Annotated in this window: 13 protein-coding genes; 3 read left to right on the top strand and 10 right to left on the bottom strand. The window is 33.0% G+C overall.

What is annotated here, in order from left to right:
- The 10 genes from tsaE to IKZ35_06000 form a co-directional block, all read right to left on the bottom strand.
- Entirely contained in the window at nucleotides 1-435 is a 435-nt protein-coding gene (tsaE, locus tag IKZ35_06045) for a tRNA (adenosine(37)-N6)-threonylcarbamoyltransferase complex ATPase subunit type 1 TsaE (protein ID MBR4893517.1), read from the bottom strand.
- Nucleotides 422-2092 (bottom strand): formate--tetrahydrofolate ligase, encoded by a 1671-nt coding sequence (locus IKZ35_06040; protein MBR4893516.1) that lies wholly within the window; start codon nucleotides 2090-2092, stop codon nucleotides 422-424. The genes tsaE and IKZ35_06040 overlap by 14 nt, the downstream gene beginning before the upstream one ends.
- A gap of 21 nt (nucleotides 2093-2113) precedes the next feature.
- Complete coding sequence (locus IKZ35_06035) at nucleotides 2114-3448, bottom strand: MATE family efflux transporter (GenBank protein MBR4893515.1); 1335 nt, start codon at nucleotides 3446-3448, stop codon at nucleotides 2114-2116.
- A 1-nt stretch (nucleotide 3449) separates the two neighbouring features.
- On the bottom strand, nucleotides 3450-3683 hold the full coding sequence (locus IKZ35_06030; GenBank protein ID MBR4893514.1) for a hypothetical protein: 234 nt from the start codon (nucleotides 3681-3683) through the stop codon (nucleotides 3450-3452).
- Between the two features lies 1 nt (nucleotide 3684).
- Nucleotides 3685-4371 carry a zinc metallopeptidase gene (locus IKZ35_06025; GenBank protein ID MBR4893513.1) on the bottom strand — a complete coding sequence of 229 codons (687 nt, stop codon included), beginning with the start codon at nucleotides 4369-4371 and terminating at the stop codon, nucleotides 3685-3687.
- A 15-nt stretch (nucleotides 4372-4386) separates the two neighbouring features.
- Nucleotides 4387-5325 (bottom strand): methionyl-tRNA formyltransferase, encoded by a 939-nt coding sequence (fmt, locus tag IKZ35_06020; protein ID MBR4893512.1) that lies wholly within the window; start codon nucleotides 5323-5325, stop codon nucleotides 4387-4389.
- Between the two features lie 13 nt (nucleotides 5326-5338).
- Nucleotides 5339-5788 (bottom strand): peptide deformylase, encoded by a 450-nt coding sequence (gene def / locus IKZ35_06015; protein ID MBR4893511.1) that lies wholly within the window; start codon nucleotides 5786-5788, stop codon nucleotides 5339-5341.
- Nucleotides 5789-5876: 88 nt separating this feature from the next.
- Nucleotides 5877-8312, bottom strand: coding sequence for a primosomal protein N' (priA, locus tag IKZ35_06010; protein MBR4893510.1), 2436 nt, complete (start codon nucleotides 8310-8312; stop codon nucleotides 5877-5879).
- Between the two features lie 65 nt (nucleotides 8313-8377).
- Nucleotides 8378-9202: a hypothetical protein gene (locus IKZ35_06005; GenBank protein ID MBR4893509.1), complete on the bottom strand. Its 825-nt coding sequence runs from the start codon at nucleotides 9200-9202 to the stop codon at nucleotides 8378-8380.
- Nucleotides 9199-9801 carry a M23 family metallopeptidase gene (locus IKZ35_06000; protein MBR4893508.1) on the bottom strand — a complete coding sequence of 201 codons (603 nt, stop codon included), beginning with the start codon at nucleotides 9799-9801 and terminating at the stop codon, nucleotides 9199-9201. The genes IKZ35_06005 and IKZ35_06000 overlap by 4 nt, the downstream gene beginning before the upstream one ends.
- A 126-nt stretch (nucleotides 9802-9927) precedes the next feature.
- Between IKZ35_06000 and smc the strand changes: the two genes are divergently transcribed.
- Genes smc through IKZ35_05985 form a run of 3 tightly spaced genes read left to right on the top strand, consistent with a single transcriptional unit; the run spans nucleotide 9928 to nucleotide 17096 of the window.
- Nucleotides 9928-13491 carry a chromosome segregation protein SMC gene (gene smc / locus IKZ35_05995; GenBank protein MBR4893507.1) on the top strand — a complete coding sequence of 1188 codons (3564 nt, stop codon included), beginning with the start codon at nucleotides 9928-9930 and terminating at the stop codon, nucleotides 13489-13491.
- A complete protein-coding gene (ftsY, locus tag IKZ35_05990; protein MBR4893506.1) occupies nucleotides 13491-14396 on the top strand; it encodes a signal recognition particle-docking protein FtsY in 906 nt (301 codons plus the stop codon). The genes smc and ftsY overlap by 1 nt, the downstream gene beginning before the upstream one ends.
- 18 nt (nucleotides 14397-14414) lie before the next feature.
- On the top strand, nucleotides 14415-17096 hold the full coding sequence (locus IKZ35_05985; protein ID MBR4893505.1) for a UPF0182 family protein: 2682 nt from the start codon (nucleotides 14415-14417) through the stop codon (nucleotides 17094-17096).
- Nucleotides 17097-17127: the final 31 nt, after the last annotated feature.

The raw sequence follows: 17127 nt of genomic DNA, 5'->3' as shown, positions 1-17127 counted from the left end.
TTACCCCTCCCTTATTTTAATATATCTTTTCTGAGACATAAGGTCTTTGTCCTTTATTATCTCTATCTTTTTTACATTATATCCCAAAAAAGCCTCAGGCACATTCTTTGCCCATTCAATTATTTTAATGCCATCGTTATCAAGGTACTCATAAAAGCCTATGTTATAAAGTTCTTCTTCATCATTTATTCTGTAAATATCAAAGTGATAAACAGATATATCGCCTTTGTATTCATTGACAATGGTGTAAGTAGGGCTTACAACATAATCGGTAACATTAAAATAATGACATATTCCCTTTGTAAAAACGGTTTTTCCTGCGCCAAGGTCTCCGTCTAATGTAATTATATCTCCTGCCTTTAAGGTTTTTGCAAATTCATAACCTGCCTTAAAGGTTTCTTCGGGTGTATTTACTGTAATTTTAGAATAGTCCATCTATAACTCCAAATTCGTCAACATCTACTTTTTCTGCAGCGGGAACTTTAGGTAACCCGGGCATTGTCATAATCTTTCCTGTAAGAATTGTGATAAAACCTGCACCTGCATTAACATATAAATCTCTTACGGTAACGCTAAAGCCTTCAGGTCTTCCCAAAAGAGCAGGGTTATCTGAAAGAGAATACTGAGTTTTTGCCATACATACAGGCAGATTGGAAAATCCGTTTTCTTCCAAAAACTTAATTTCCTTATTTGCCTTTGGCTCATATATTACCTGAGTTCCACCGTATATTTCTTTAACTATTTTTTCTATCTTTTCTTTAATTGATAAACTGTCTTCGTATATAGGCTTAAAGTTTGCTTCGTCTTTATCAAGAGTTGAAAGCACTGCGTTTGCCAAATCAAGTGTTCCTTCGCCACCCTCTGCAAAGCATTTTGAAATTTCGCACCTTACGCCTAACGAAGCGCAGTATTCTTTAACAGTTTCAATTTCTTTTTCGGTGTCTGTAAAGAAGTGGTTAAGCGCAACCACAACAGGAAGACCGAATTTTTTAATATTTTCTATATGTTTGCCTAAATTCACAATACCTTTTTTAAGAGCATCTATATTTTCTTCGCTTAGGTTTTCTTTTCCTACGCCACCGTTATATTTAAGCGCACGGACAGTAGCAACAAGCACTACTAAAGACGGGTTTAAATTACCTAATCTGCATTTAATATCAAGGAATTTTTCAGCACCTAAATCTGCACCAAATCCTGCCTCTGTTATAACATAATCACAAAGTTTTAAAGATAATTTTGTTGCAATTAAACTGTTGCATCCGTGAGCAATATTGGCAAACGGACCACCGTGGATAATACAAGGCGAGTTTTCAAGTGTCTGAACAAGGTTAGGCTTTATTGCATCTTTTAAAAGTGCACATAATGCTCCCTGCGCATTTATATCACCTGCTGTAAGAATTTTTCCTGAATATGAATAACCGATAATAATTTGTGAAAGTCTTTTCTTTAAATCGGTTATATCAGAGGATAGACAAAGAATTGCCATAATTTCACAAGCAACTGTAATCATAAAATGGTCTTCTCTTACCTGTCCATCTGTTTTTTCCCCTAAACCTATTACAATGTTTCTTAAATTTCTGTCATTTATATCAATAACTCTTTTTACTTTTATGCTTTTAGGGTCAAGGCCAAGTGCATTTCCCTGATGTATATGATTATCCACCATAGCACATAAAAGGTTATTTGCAGAGGTTATTGCATGCATATCCCCTGTAAAGTGTAAGTTTATATCCTCCATTGGCACTACCTGAGAATATCCGCCACCTGCTGCTCCGCCTTTTAAACCGAATGTTGGGCCTAAAGATGGCTCCCTTAAGGCTATAACTGAATTTTTGCCTAATTTAAAAAATGCTTGTCCCAAGCCCACAGTTGTAGTTGTTTTACCTTCTCCTGCAGGTGTAGGGTTAATAGCAGTAACTAATATCAGTTTACCGTCCTTGTTATTTTTCACACGGTCAATAAGTTCAAAAGAAAGTTTTGCTTTGTATTTTCCGTATAGTTCAAGTTCATCGGAAGAAATGTTAAGGCTTTCTGCTACCTTGCAAATTCCCTCCATTTTTGCAGATTGCGCAATCTTTATGTCAGATAACATAAATAAATGCCCCCTTTATAATTAATTAACTAAATCTTTTATCCATTTTCTTTTTTTAATTCGTATAAACAACAGTATCGCCTTTAAAATTTCTTCGCATCTTGAAATTATGTAAACGTAAAGTATTGGCAAGCCGAAAACTGTACCAGATATAAACGAGCCGAAAACTCCGACTGCCCAGATTGAACCTGCGTCTGATACAAGGCAGTAGAAAGAATCTCCTCCTGCTCTAAGGCTTCCGCATATATTAAGATGATTAAAAGATGCAAAAGGCATAAAGATAACTGCTGTAATATATAAACTGTTTGCTATATTAAAAGTCTCAACGGAAATATTAAAAAGCCCTATGAAATTTTTCGATACAAGAAGTGTTAAAAGCCCAAAAATTCCTGCAAATATTGGCACATATATAGATAACTGATATGTCCTTTCATATGCTTCGTCATATTTTTTAAGGCCTATAAGTTTTCCTATCGAAACGGCTGCCGCATTACCTGCGCCGATAAAGAACACACTTGTTAAATCTCTTAAAATGGTAATAACATTAACTGCTGCAACAGCCTGAGTGGAAATTCTTGCATATATAGAAACCATCATAGTAGTAGCAAGAGACCACATTGTTTCATTTAATATAACAGGAATAACTTTTATAAAGAACGATTTTAGAAAATCTTTTTTTATATCTTTTAAATGGGAAATGCCGTAAAAAAGAAAAGTAAGTTTCTTTCTTGTAGCCAAAACTATAAAAAGCATTTCAAAGATTCTTGCGCTAAGGGTAGCAAATGCTGCGCCTGATACTCCAAGACGGGGTGCGCCCAACTTCCCGAAAATCAATATGTAGTTAAGAAATGCGTTTATTATAATCGAAATCAGGGATGCAAATAACGGAATTTTCGGATGCTCTAAAGTTTTTAAAGTGTAAGAACACACATGAATTATACTGACTAATATAAAACTCGGCGATATAATCTTTAAATATTTTGCACCCTCAAAAATAACCTCTTTATCATCGGTAAGAAGAGTCATTATGTGAGTCGGCATAAAAAAGCCGAAAATCGCAAATACAAATGATACTGATAATGCAACCAGTGTATTTATAAATACTACCTGTTTTATCCCCTTTAAATCTTCTTTACCCCAGAACTGTGCAATAAAGGCAGACGCCCCGCTGCACAAACCGAATATTACAAGAACATAGATAAAAAACACTTTATTGGCAAGGCCGACAGACGCTATTGCCACATCTCCCAGACGCCCGATCATAAGATTGTCAATAAGGCTTACCGAGGTTGTTACAAGATTCTGAAATGCCATAGGAAGAGCAATTAAAATAAAATTTTTATAAAAACTATTCATTTTATATTTTAAATTCCTCCGGCGTATGTTTTTTAACAGGTCGGCTGTTTCGCCTTAATTCTTTTTTTAAAATATCGTATTTAAACTTTTTGCAACTTTCTTCTTCGTGTAAAAAATTCTTCTTTTTTTCGCAGTATATATCACATGTTGCAGAAAACCTTTTAGCATATGCACAAAAACGGCATATTGAGGGGGTTTCCTGAGTCCATAAAGGAATTACATCCTCTTTTTTCATTTTAATCTCTCCTGTTTCTTCCGTTTATTATAAGAAGTATTCTTAAAAAGTTGGCAACAGCAACAAGACTTGATGCAACATAGGTAAGGGCTGCCGAAAATAAAACTTTTTTAACTCCCTTTAATTCTTCATCTGATAAGTTTAGGTCAAGTTCGTTAACTGCTCTTTTTGATGCGTTAAATTCAATAGGAAGTAAAAGCAACTGAAAAAGCACGGTAACAGAAAACAGTATAACTCCTGCCTTTGCAAGTGCATCAGATATCATAAGACCTATAATGGCAAGTGGAAGCGCCATACCCGATGCAAATTTTACAACAGGAAGAATATAGTTTCTTATTTTAAGAGGCAAGTATCCTGCCTTATACTGCAGGGCATGACCTGCTTCATGACACGCAACACCAAGGGCTGCTATGGAATTATTATTATAAACCGGCTGAGAAAGGCTTATAATTTTTTTGCTTGAATTAAAATGGTCGCTTAAATATCCTGAAACGCTCACGATTGAAATATCATATATTTCGTTTTTATGAAGCATTTTCTCAACAATATCGTTTGATATAAATGATGTAGGAATAAGCGAATACTTGTTAAATGTAGATTTAACATAACTTTGCGCAACAAGTGCGAAAATAAGCGCAGGTATAACAAGTATCAGATAGTAAATATCCCCCATATATAAATTATACATAAATCTGCTCCTTTTTTAAGAGTTTGTAAAACGGTCTCCAGGCTCAAGTTTATGGCCAAGCATATATTCTGAAACGGTCATTTTTCTTGAATTTTCTGCGTGAAGTTCTTTTATATATAATATTCCTCCTCCACACACAATTCCAAGGCCTTTGTCTTCAATATATCCCCATATTTTGCCATAGTCGGTATCGTCTGTTTCTTCGCCTAAAAAGCCTTCGTATATTTTAATTTTTTTCCCGTCTAAATAAGTATAGGCAACAGGCGCAGGATTTAAACCTCTTAACATATTTATAATTTCTTTTGGACTCTTTGAAAAATCAATCAAAGCGTCTTTTTTCATAATCATAGGCGCATATGTTGCTTCTTCTTCGTTCTGGCGTATTCTTACATAACTTCCGTTTTTAATTTTTTGCAAGGTATGTTTTAAAAGTGATGCACCTAAAACTTTAAGTTTATCAAATAATGTTCCCGCAGTGTCATTTTCTTCAATAGGAATAGATGCCTTATACAGTATATCCCCTGTATCCATTCCTTTATCCATAAGCATTGTGGTAACCCCTGTTTCCTTATCTCCGTTTATTACACTCCACTGGATAGGGGCAGCGCCTCTTAATTTGGGCAAAAGAGAGCCATGCACATTTATACAGCCGAATTTCGGATAGTTAAGGATATATTCGGGAAGAATTTTGCCATATGCAACAACAACTATCACATCAGGTTTTATTTCATTAAGATACTCTGAAAGTTCAAAGTTTTTCAAAGATTCGGGCTGAAAAACAGGAATGTTTTTAGAAAGTGCATATTCTTTAACAGGAGAATATGTTACCTTATGGCCTCTTCCCCTTTGCCTGTCCGGCTGGGAAACAACCAAAGGAACTTCATACCCCTCGTTTATAAGCATTTCTAAACAGTCAACTGCAAAATCAGGTGTTCCCATAAAAATAACTTTCATATATAAAACCTCATTATTCTAAATATTCTGTAACTCTTTGTCTGAATAAAATTCCGTCAAGATGGTCAATTTCATGGCATAACGCTCTTGCTAAAAGGCCTGTGCCTGTAACTAAAACTTCGTAACCCTCTCTGTCCAAAGCACGAACCTGAACATTCATAGGGCGTTCTGTTACGCCTGACACGCCAGGAAGGCTTAAACATCCTTCAACTTCATATTGTTCGCCTGTTGAGCAAACTATCTCGGGGTTAATAAGTTCTAAAACTCCGTCTCCCACATCTATTACTACCACTCTTTTAAGTATTCCCACCTGAGGGGCAGCAAGTCCGACACCGTCTGCGTCATACATGGTTTCTTTCATATCGTCAAGCAGGGTTAAAATTCTTTCATCTATTTTTTCTACTATGCGTGATTTTTTATTAAGAACAGGGTCGCCCTCTTTTATAATATTTCTTATAGCCATAAGTTTTTACCTTTCTTTATATAGTTTTTAAATAATAGTGTGATAAGTGCTAATGTCTTTTCGTTAACTTCGTTATGATACAAAATCATTATAACATACTAACAGGGTTAATATCAATGGATAAGCCAATATCTTTAACTTTATAGTTTTTGTTATAGTAAACATAAAGGCTCTCTAAAATATGATTTAAGTTTTCAGAGTCTTTCCCCTTTATTAAAATTCTGAATCTGAACTTCTTTTTTATTTTAGGCAGGGGAGCATAATTCGGTTTATAAATTTTAAGTTCTTCATCGCTTAAATTAAGATTAATTTTAGAGTTTCTTAAAATTTTATAACAGTCTTTAATAAGTTTTTTGCCAAGTTCTTCATTTTCGCTCTGACAAATTATGTTTATTATATCACAAAAAGGAGGAAAATTCATCTCTTTTCTTAAATTTATTTCTGTATTATAAAATTCTTCATAATTTCCGTCTTTGGCAAGGCGGATAACATAATGCTCTGGGCTGTATGTCTGAATTATTCCTATGCCCTTTTTATCTCCTCGACCTGCTCTTCCTATTACCTGAGTAATCTGGGAAAATGTCCTCTCAAGTGAACGGTAGTCTTCCATATAAAGCCCTCCGTCTGCCGCAAGAACTGCAGAAAGAGTTACATTTTTAAAATCAAGGCCCTTGGTTATCATCTGAGTACCAAGGAGTACATTTATATTCTCATTTTCAAACTTTGTTAAAATCTTTTCGTGAGAGAATTTTTTATAAGTAGTGTCTGCATCCATTCTGATCATACTGGAATTTGGAAAAAATAATTTAAGTTCATCTTCTATTTTTTCAGTACCTTTTCCAAAATGCTTTATATATTTACTCTTACAGTCAGGACATTCTAAAAACAAATCTCTTTCATATCCGCAGTAGTGGCAGATAAGACGGTTACTGTTATTATGATAGGTAAGCGAAACATCGCAGTCAGGGCATTTTGCAACATAACCGCAACTTCTGCAACTTACAAAAGTGGAATATCCTCTTCGGTTGATAAAAAGAATGCTTTGCTCTTTTTTATCAATTCTTTCTTCAAGTTCTTTTTTAAGTAAAGATGAAAACGGAGAAAAATTACCCTCTTTAAGTTCCTTTTTCATATCTACAATATAAACTTCGGGAGTATTTTTATTATTTGTTCTTTTTGTAAGTGTTATAAGCTTATAATTGTTATTAACAGCGTGATAATAACTTACAACAGACGGAGTGGCAGACGCTAAAATTAAAGTTGCATCATCTGCTTTCGCCCTTACTTTTGCAATTTCAATAGTGTCATACTTAGGAAATGTGTCCGACTTATAGGAGTTTTCATGCTCTTCGTCAATAACAATAACGCCCACATTTTCAATAGGTGCAAATATGGCAGACCTTGCACCGATAACAATATTGATTTTTCCCTGTTTTATCATTTTATACTGATCGTATCTTTCCTCTTTGGAAAGCCCTGAATGAATAACACAAACGCATTTGCCGAATCGGTTAAAAAACCTTGTAACCATCTGGGGAGTAAGAGAAATTTCAGGAACAAGAACTATTGCATTCTTTCCTTTTTTAATATGTTCTTCTATAACCTGAAGATAAACTTCCGTCTTTCCAGACCCTGTTATTCCGTGCAGAAGATAGGTTCCAAATTCTTTTTTTAATATTGTATAAATAGCCTTTTTCTGCTCGTCGGTAGGGGGCAACTTTTTATCTTTTATAAACTCTCTTTCTAAAAATGGGTTTCTTAAAACTTCCCTTTCGGATATACTTAAAAACCCTAAAGAAACAAGTTTTAATATAGCATTATAAGATGCTTTGGTATATCCTCTTAAATCGGATAAGGTCATACTTTTAGTATTTGTAAATGCAGTAAGTATCCTTATTTCCTGTTTGTTTCTTTTATTGTTTTCAATATATTCGTCGATCTCTTTATTTGTTTTTTCTTTGGATACAATCTTTATTTTCTTATCTTTTATAGACTCTTCGTGGATACTTTTTATATCTATAATATCCCTTTCTTCCATTGATAAAAGAAGAGAACGAAGTTTCTTAATTTTAAGTTTTTCTTTTAAAGCGTTATAGGTGCATCCGTTATATTTATATAATACTGATATTATTTCTTCTTCGTTCTTACTAAGAGGGGCAGCATCAGGGTTTTTTAAATAAATCTTTTCGTCAACAAAAGTTTTTAAGCCGCTTGGCATATTAAGTTTTAAGGCATCAAAGTAGGTGCATAAATATTTTTTACGCATAAACTCTGCGATTTTAAAGCCGGTTTTTGTAATAACGGAAGAATTATCAATAACCTCTTTTATTTTTTTAACATTTTCATAGTCTGCATTTTCTTTATAAACATTAAAAACAATCCCTTCGGTCATTCCATAGTTTCCAAAAGGGATTATAACTCTTTTTCCTACTTCTATGTCATTTTCAAGTTCACTTGGCACTTCGTAACAGAAAAGACGGTCAAGTTCATATGCTTTTTTGGTTATAACTATATCTGCAAACATAAAAACAGTCCTTAAATATAATATTATATATTATAATAACATATAAGGAACACATTTTCAAGTTTTTAATAAAGGTCTGAAATTCTCGCTCTTCCCCCTTTTTCAATAAGCCCTTTTATAATTTCCCCCTCTGAAAATGTTTTTACAATTTTTCCTTCGTCAATTACTGAAAAAATATGATATCTCATATAAGAAAGTTCATAAATAACCTTTCTTAAAGGGTAATTTTTATTTACTGCAATATATTTGACAGGTATTTTTTCAATATCCTTATTTTTCTCTTTATATTCTGATATTTCCTTTAGTAAATAACGCTGAGTATGATTTTTTTCGCCTAAAAGGTTATAAAATAAAAAGGCGGAAATTATACAATACGAAAAATTAAACCGTGTTTTATATAAAATAACTACACCCAGAATAAAAAGAACTGTACTTATAATTTTAGTCAGCATAACCAAAAAGCGAAAACTTAGTATATATCCCTTTTTTGGTGTAAGATATGCCCTTAAAATACGCGCTCCGTCTAATGGATAGGCAGGGATAAGGTTAAATATTGCAACTGAAAGATTTGCATATATAAAAAAATGGCTCTTATTTAAAAATAAAAATGCAAAAAACGCAATAATAAAGTTTACTAACGGTCCGCCAAAGGCAACATAAATTTCATCCTTTTCATTTTTATAAAAATCTTCTTTAAGATTAATGGAAATTCCAAATGGTTCAATTTTTATGTATCTTAGTAAAATACCTCTTTTTTTAATCATAAAAAGATGCCCTGCTTCGTGAAAAAGTAGGGTTGCAAAGGAAAGAAAAAACTCTTTAAAATATCCTAAAAGTATAAAAATTAAAAGAACAGGAAAAAACAGAGGGTTTACCTTTATGTTTTTCATTTAAGATAATCCTCCGGATTCTGATGCTCCCCTTCTTTTCTTATTTCAAAATGAAGATGAGGGCCGGTAGATTTTCCGCTTGAGCCTGAAAGAGCAATTACTGTGTCTTTATCAACTCTGTCTCCGCATTTTACTTTTTGCAAAGAAAGATGACCGTAAAGAGTGGCAAAATTTCTTCCGTGGTCTATCATTATAAATTTTCCGTAATACTCATTTTCTTCAACCCTTGTAACCACACCCTCTTCTGATGCGAAAACTTCGGTGTTAAGAGGTGCATTTATATCTATCCCAAGATGCATTGCGGGTGTGTTTGTTACAGGGTCCATTCTTTCTCCAAAAGGCGAGGTTATAACATCATTTACAGGCAGGTTAAAAACCCTTTGCCCCAGAGTGTAAAAACGGACAGTTTTTTTAATATCTTCTATCATAAGGGTATAATCGCAGTCATTAGTAAAGAGAACGTTTAAGGTTTTGTTTAAAGCCACAGGGCTTAATTTAAGAAAAACAAGCACTGTAAGTAAAACTATTGCACCTATCATTTTATAATTTAAAGGCTTTTTATCCACCTTTGATTTTACCCTTTTCTTTTTATTTTTCATACACATTCCTCCTTATATTTAAATGTATATTTGATTTGTCCCAAAATTATTAAAAAAACTTGAAATGATAGGTTTTTTTTGGTATAATACAAGATGAAAAAATATAGTGATTGAAAGTGAGAAATTATGTTTTTTAAGTCAATAGAAATGACCGGATTTAAGTCTTTTCCGGATAAAATCGATTTAAGTTTTGAAAAAGGAATAACTTGTGTAGTAGGGCCTAACGGAAGCGGTAAAAGTAACATTTCCGACGCTATAAGATGGGTTATGGGTGAGCAGAGCATCAAAACCCTAAGAGGCGGAAAAATGGAAGATGTTATTTTTTCTGGTACTCAAAAAAGAAAACCGCTTGGTTTTTGCGAAGTAAGTCTTACAGTTGATAATAAAGACAGGGGCCTTAACATAGATTTTGATGAAGTTTTAGTTACAAGAAGAATTTTCCGTTCGGGAGACAGTGAGTATTACATAAATAAATCTCAATGCCGCCTAAAAGACATTCAGGAACTTTTTATGGATACAGGGCTTGGGAAAGACGGATATTCTTTAGTAGGTCAGGGTAAGATCGATAATATTATTGCAGGTAAACCGTCTGAAAGAAGAACTTTTTTTGAAGAAGCCTGTGGTATTTCAAAATACCATCATAAAAAAGACGAAGCGGAAAGAAAACTTAATAATACAAATGATAATATAACAAGGCTTAACGATATTATAAACGAACTTGAAGTAAGGTTAGAGCCTCTTAAAATTCAGTCTGAAAGAGCAAAGAAATTCCTTGTTTTAAGAGACGAGTTAAAAGAGTTGGAAGTTAACGTATGGCTTAGAAATTACTATGAATATAAAGAGAATTTAAATAAGATTAAAAACGATTATGAAGATTCTTCAAAATGTTTGGAGTCTACAAAATCAGGGTTAGAAGAGTTAGACAAAAAAATTGAAGAACTTTCAGTTTTGTCCCGTAATTTGCAGGAAGAAAATGATAAACTTGTAGGGGAAAACTATAATTTAGAGTATAATATAAAAACTTTTGAAAACCAGATAGAAATTTCTAAAAACAATATCAGCCACGAAGAAGAAAATATTAAAAGGCTTTGTGGGGAAAAGGATGAAATTTTAACTAAAGTTTCTTCTTTTGATATAAATAAGGAAGAGTTAGAAAAAAGAGCCACCCTTTTAAGAAATGAAAAGGAAGCGCTTGAAAAAGAGGCAAATGAACTTACCGAGCGTTTAAATAAAGTTCTTTTGGATATTACATCTCATAACTCACATCTTTCTAAGTTAAAACTAAGCCTTGTAAACTTAAACAGTGAACTTATAACTTTAGGCGCAAACAAATCTTCAATAATTACTCTTAATGAGTCTTTAAAAGAAAGAATAGAACTTAATTTAGTTGGCATAAAAGAAAAAGAAGAAAAAGTTGAAGAGTTAAATAAAGAGATTAAAAATGCTACTAACGCTCTTGACGATATTGACACTAAGGAAAAAAATCTTAAGAGTGAACTTGAAAAAGAATTAAATCTTAAAATTAAAAAGGAAGAAAAATTAAAAGAACTTAATCTTTCTTATAACGAAGTTTTAAACAGTAGCGAGAGAGCAAAAAACAGACTGGATATGTTAAAGGACCTTGAAAATAATTTTTCAGGCAGTCCTAAAGGGGTTAAAGAACTTTTAAACACACTTCCTGACGGTGCAAAACTCTTTGGCACAGTTTCATCCCTAATTAAAACAAGTAATGAATATGCAAAAGCAGTAGACGCAGCGCTTGGTGGAGCAGCCTCCAATATAGTGTGCGAAAATGAAAATGATGCAAAAGCATCGATTTCTTATCTTAAGAAAAATAAACTTGGCAGAGTTACCTTTATGCCTTTGCACTCTGTAAAAGCCACATCCTCTATAAAAGAAGATTTATCTGGGGAAAAGGGCTTTATCGGCATGGCAAATACCCTTGTTGAATTTGATAAAAAATATGAGAAGATTGTTGACAGTCTTCTTCTTAGAGTTGCAGTTTTTTCTGATATGGACAGTGCAATTTCTGCCACAAATAAATTTAAACATTCCTTTAAGGCTGTTACATTAGGCGGAGAAATATTTAATATAGGCGGTTCCATAACCGGCGGCGAATATAAAAACAGCACCGGTAAAATGCAGAGAATGGCTGAAATTGACTTAATTAAAAAAGAATTAGAAAAGTTGTTAGATAAAAAAGATGCCTTAGATGAGGAAATTAAAAAATATCAGGAAGAGTCAGAATTAACTAAGGAAATTCTTTTGGCAAAAGAAGAAGAAAAGAAGAATTTAAATCAGAAAAAAATTGAACTTCTTTCCTCCCTTAAATATAATAAGGAAATGTATTATTCTCTTACCGAAGACATTAAGTCGGTCAAGGATGATATTAAAGGGATAGAAGAAAAAATAGAAGAAAATAACAAAAAACAAACAGAGATTGACCAAGAAAAAGACGAAATCAATGTAAAGATTTCATATCTTGAAAAGGAAATAGGTACTCTTGATTCAGGCTTTTTAAAGGTTAATGAAGAAAGAGACGCACTAAACGAAGAAATAAACGGTTTAAGATTTAAAATTGCCGAAAAGAGCAAAGACCTTGATTATGAACTTGATAAAATAAACTTAATAGCATCACAAAAAGATGCATTTTTAAGCGATGTTAAGATTAAAGATGATATGATTCTTAAGTTAAGGGAAAAAATCGAAGACATCGGCGAAGAAATAGAGTTTAGAAAAAATCAGATTACCGATGCAAAAGAAAGCATTAAGGAATTTGAAGAAAAAATCAAGGAAAACAGGGCTAAAAAAGAAACTACCGAGAGTGAACTTTTATCCTGTCAGAAACTTTCAAAAGACGAAAGAGAAAAGTTTATCACACAAAACGAAGCACATACAAAACTTGAGATTAAGTATAATAAAATTAACTCGGATATTGAGCAGACTGTGAGTAACCTTTGGGATAGTTACGAACTTACCATAACTTGCGCAGAAGAAATGAGAAAAGACATTGGTAAAATTCAGGATGCCTTAAGAAAAATATCTGATCTTAAGAATAAAATAAGAGGTCTTGGCAATATAAATATAGATGCCATTGAGGAATATAAAACAGTCAGCGAAAGATATGAATTTTTAACAGGCCAGAGAAATGATTTAATGCTTGCCAAGGATAATTTAGAAACTATTATATCCGATATGGTAAAACTTATGAGGGATATATTCAGTAAGCAGTTTAAACTTATTGCCGACTCTTTTAACGAAACATATATTGAACTTTTCGGCGGAGGACGAGGCGAGTTAAAACTTACCGAGCCTGATAATATATTAGAAAGCGGCATTGAAATTGAAGTTCAGCCGCCAGGAAAGAAACTTACTACAATAAGTCTTCTCTCAGGTGGGGAAAAAGCATTTACTGCTATTGCGCTTTTATTTGCAATTATCAAGGTTAAGCCTACTCCTTTCTGCCTGTTTGACGAAATTGAAGCGGCACTTGATGATAACAATGTTTACAGATATGCCGATTATCTTGAAAAATTCAAAAAGAACACCCAATTTATCGTTATCACTCACAGAAGGGGTACAATGGAAGCGGCAGATACTTTGTACGGTGTTACCATGCAGGAAAAGGGTGTTTCCAAACTTATTTCTTTAAACATTGACGAAGTTGAAAAAGAGGGAGAGAAAAAATAATGGCTTTTTTTGACAGATTAAGGTCAGGCCTTACAAACACAAGAAACGCAATTAAAGGCAAGATTGACGATGTGTTTTCGGTGTTTAAAAAGGTAGACGAAGAACTTTATGAAGAACTTGAAGAAGCGCTTATTACAGCAGATGTGGGCGCATATACTTCAATGGAAATAATAGATATATTAAAAGACAGAGTAAAAGAAAATAAATTAACCGAATCAGAAGAGGTAAAAGAAGAATTATTCGAAGTTATTTCAGAAATACTAAATGAAAATGATAACACTCTAAAACTTAATACAAAACCATCGGTTATCCTTGTTGTAGGGGTTAACGGAGTGGGAAAAACCACATCTATCGGTAAACTTGCCCATTTTTTTAAAGAAGAGGGCAAATCTGTAATGCTTGCGGCAGGAGATACATTCAGAGCAGCAGCAAGCGAGCAGTTAAAAATATGGGCAGACAGGGTAGGTTGCCCTATTGTCAAGCATACTGAGGGGGCAGACCCTGCAGCAGTTGTCTTTGATGCTATCACATCTGCCAAAGCAAAGGGTACTGATATACTTATATGCGATACTGCAGGAAGACTGCACAATAAGAAAAATCTTATGGACGAACTTAATAAGATATACCGAATTATAAAAAGAGAACTTCCCGACAGTGATTTAGAAACCCTGCTTGTAGTTGACGCTACAACAGGGCAGAACGGAGTTATTCAGGCACAGGAATTTACCAAACAGACAGAGGTTACAGGAATAATTTTAACTAAACTTGACGGTACTGCAAAAGGTGGTATTGTTCTCTCTATCTGTAAGGATAAAAACATTCCTGTTAAGTTTATCGGAGTGGGAGAAGCAAAGGAAGACTTTATGAAGTTTGATTCCGGGGAGTTTGCAAAAGCGTTAGTATAAAAAAGAAAGGAAAATGATATGGAAAGAAGAATTCCCGCAAAAGTTTATATAACTTTTGGAATAATTGCTCTTATTTTAATATCTTTGATATCATGCTTTAATATTTATTTTGAATATAATGCTTATAAAGAAATAGGCGAAAACTTTTTAGAGGTTTTCTTTACTAATTTTAAAGTAAAACTTATTTTTCAAGCATTAAGTTTTATTCTGGTGTTTGCCTTATCCTTTATGAGTATTTTATTCTTATCAAAGAATTTAAGAAAAATAGATTCGCTATACGATTTTTTAAATAAAAAGAGCGTAGTTCTTCTTGTTTCTGCCCTTTTGTCAGGCGTAATAAGCGTTATGTTTCAGGTGGCAGTTTATGATAAGTTCTTATTATTTAAAAATGCTTCACTTTTAGAAGTCTCTGACCCTGTATTTAATAAAGATTTGGGATATTATATTTTTAAATGGCCTTTTTACTCTGCAGTGTTTGACGCTTTAACAGGTGTCTTCTTCCTTATATTTGCAGGGGTTTTAATTCTTTATGTATTTTTATACTTAAGACTTGGAATTACTGATATAGGAAATATCTTAAACGAAAAGGAAATTATAATTCATAATATTGTAAACTTTATTTTAGTTGTGATATGTAAAGTTATTTCCTTAAAATTTGATGCTTATAATATGCTTTATAATAACAATGCATCCTTTACAGGTGCAGGGTACACAAGCGTAAACATCTGGCGCCATTATTATAATATTATTCCGTATGCTTTAATTATTGCGTTGGTTTTGGGTATTATTCTATACTTTAAGAAAAAAAGGAAATTGGCAGTTTCAATGATTTTAGTATATCCTTTAATTTATATAGGCTTTAGCGTTACTGCCTTTTTTACCCAGAGTTTTATTGTTAACCCGTCTGAGATTTCATTAGAAAGAGAATATATTTTAAGAAATATAGAATATACAAGAGCGGCGTATAAGGTTAATGAAATTAAAGACGAAGTCTTCCCTATTGAGTATAATCTTACAGCCGAGGATTTAAACGAAGAAAAAAATACAGTATCTAATACAAGAATAATTGACTATCCGTCAACCTTAAAAGCTATAAATCAGGTTCAAAGCATCAGAAACTATTATAAATTTAACGACCTTGATATAGTTAAATATGATATTTTAGGAGAGCCTACTGCAGTAGGTATTGCCACCAGAGAATTTAATCTTGAAAATATCAAGGAATCTGCTCAGTCTTTTATAAACAGAAGATTAAGATTTACTCACGGTTTTGGTATTGCGGCAGTTTCTGTAAATTCAGTAACAAAAGAGGGTCAGCCTCAGTTTTTTGTAAAAGATATTCCATCTCAGTCGTCAGTTTCAGAACTTAATGTTACCCAGCCGAGAATTTATTTCGGAGAAACGGATAACGACTATGTAATTGCAGGTTCTAAGTATAAAGAACTTGACTATTCTTTAGGAGATACCGATGTTGAATATTCCTACACAGGAAGTGCAGGGATAAGGATGACACCATTAAATAAAGTTTTATATTCACTTTATTTAGGCGATTTCCAACTTTTAATTTCCAACTATGTAGACGAAAACTCAAAACTTTTAATAAACAGTAATGTCTGTGAGCGTGTTAAAAAAGTTGCACCGTTTTTATCGGTTGATAATGACCCTTATATGATTATTGACAAAGACGGAAGCCTTAAATGGATAGTAAACTGCTATACTAAAACAAGATACTATCCTTATTCAAAATCTCTTATAATATTCGGCGAAGAAATAAATTATATAAGAGAATCGGTAAAAGCAGTTGTAGATGCGTATAACGGAGATGTTAAATTCTATATTACAGATAAAAATGATGCGATTGCCAATACTTATAAAAAGATTTATCCGTCATTTTTTGAAGATGAGGATTTACCTCATAGTTTAAGTGAGCATCTTCAGTATCCTGAAGCAATATTTAATGCACAGTCGGAAATACTAAAAAGATACCATACAAAAAACCCTGAAATATTCTATAATAAAACAGACCTATGGAGTTATGCAAAGGAAAAATATGAGGGAGAAGAAAAGAATGTAAGCCCTTATTATAGTATAATGACTACCTTTAAAGAAAATGGCGGACTTGTTTTAATGATTCCTTATACAATGTCCGGCAAACAGAATTTAGTTGGCTGGCTTGCTGTTAACTGCGATAAAGAGGGATATGGGGATATGATTTTATACACATTCCCTAAAGGCGAAAATATCTACGGTGTTATGCAGATGGAAAATAAAATAGATAACGACCCTGAAATTTCAAGGGAAATGACTCTATGGGGGCAAGGCGGAAGTACAGTTATAAGAGGAAATATGCTTACTATCCCTGTTAAAAATTCTCTTATATATATCGAGCCTGTGTATATTTCTTCAGGAACTCAGAGTTCTATGCCTGAACTTAAGAGAATAATTGTTGCATATAATAATGAAATAGTTATGGAAGAAACTTTGGAAAAAGCACTGTCTAAACTTTTTGATTATAATATGGATAATGTATTGATACCGGATGACAAAGTGGAGGAAAATATAGAAAACGAAGAAACAGGCAACACTAAAATACTGGTAGAACTTTATGATAAACTTAAAAGTTCAATGCAAAATGGCGACTGGAAAAACTTTGGCTCAGCCTTTGATGAACTTGAAAAAGAAATAGAAAAAATAAGATAATATTAAAAATAGCCAAGTGTCCTTTGAAAAC

This window comes from Clostridia bacterium (assembly GCA_017554615.1).
In the GTDB taxonomy this organism is placed as follows: domain Bacteria; phylum Bacillota; class Clostridia; order UMGS1840; family HGM11507; genus SIG450.
This window is presented reverse-complemented; position numbering and strand designations above follow the sequence as displayed.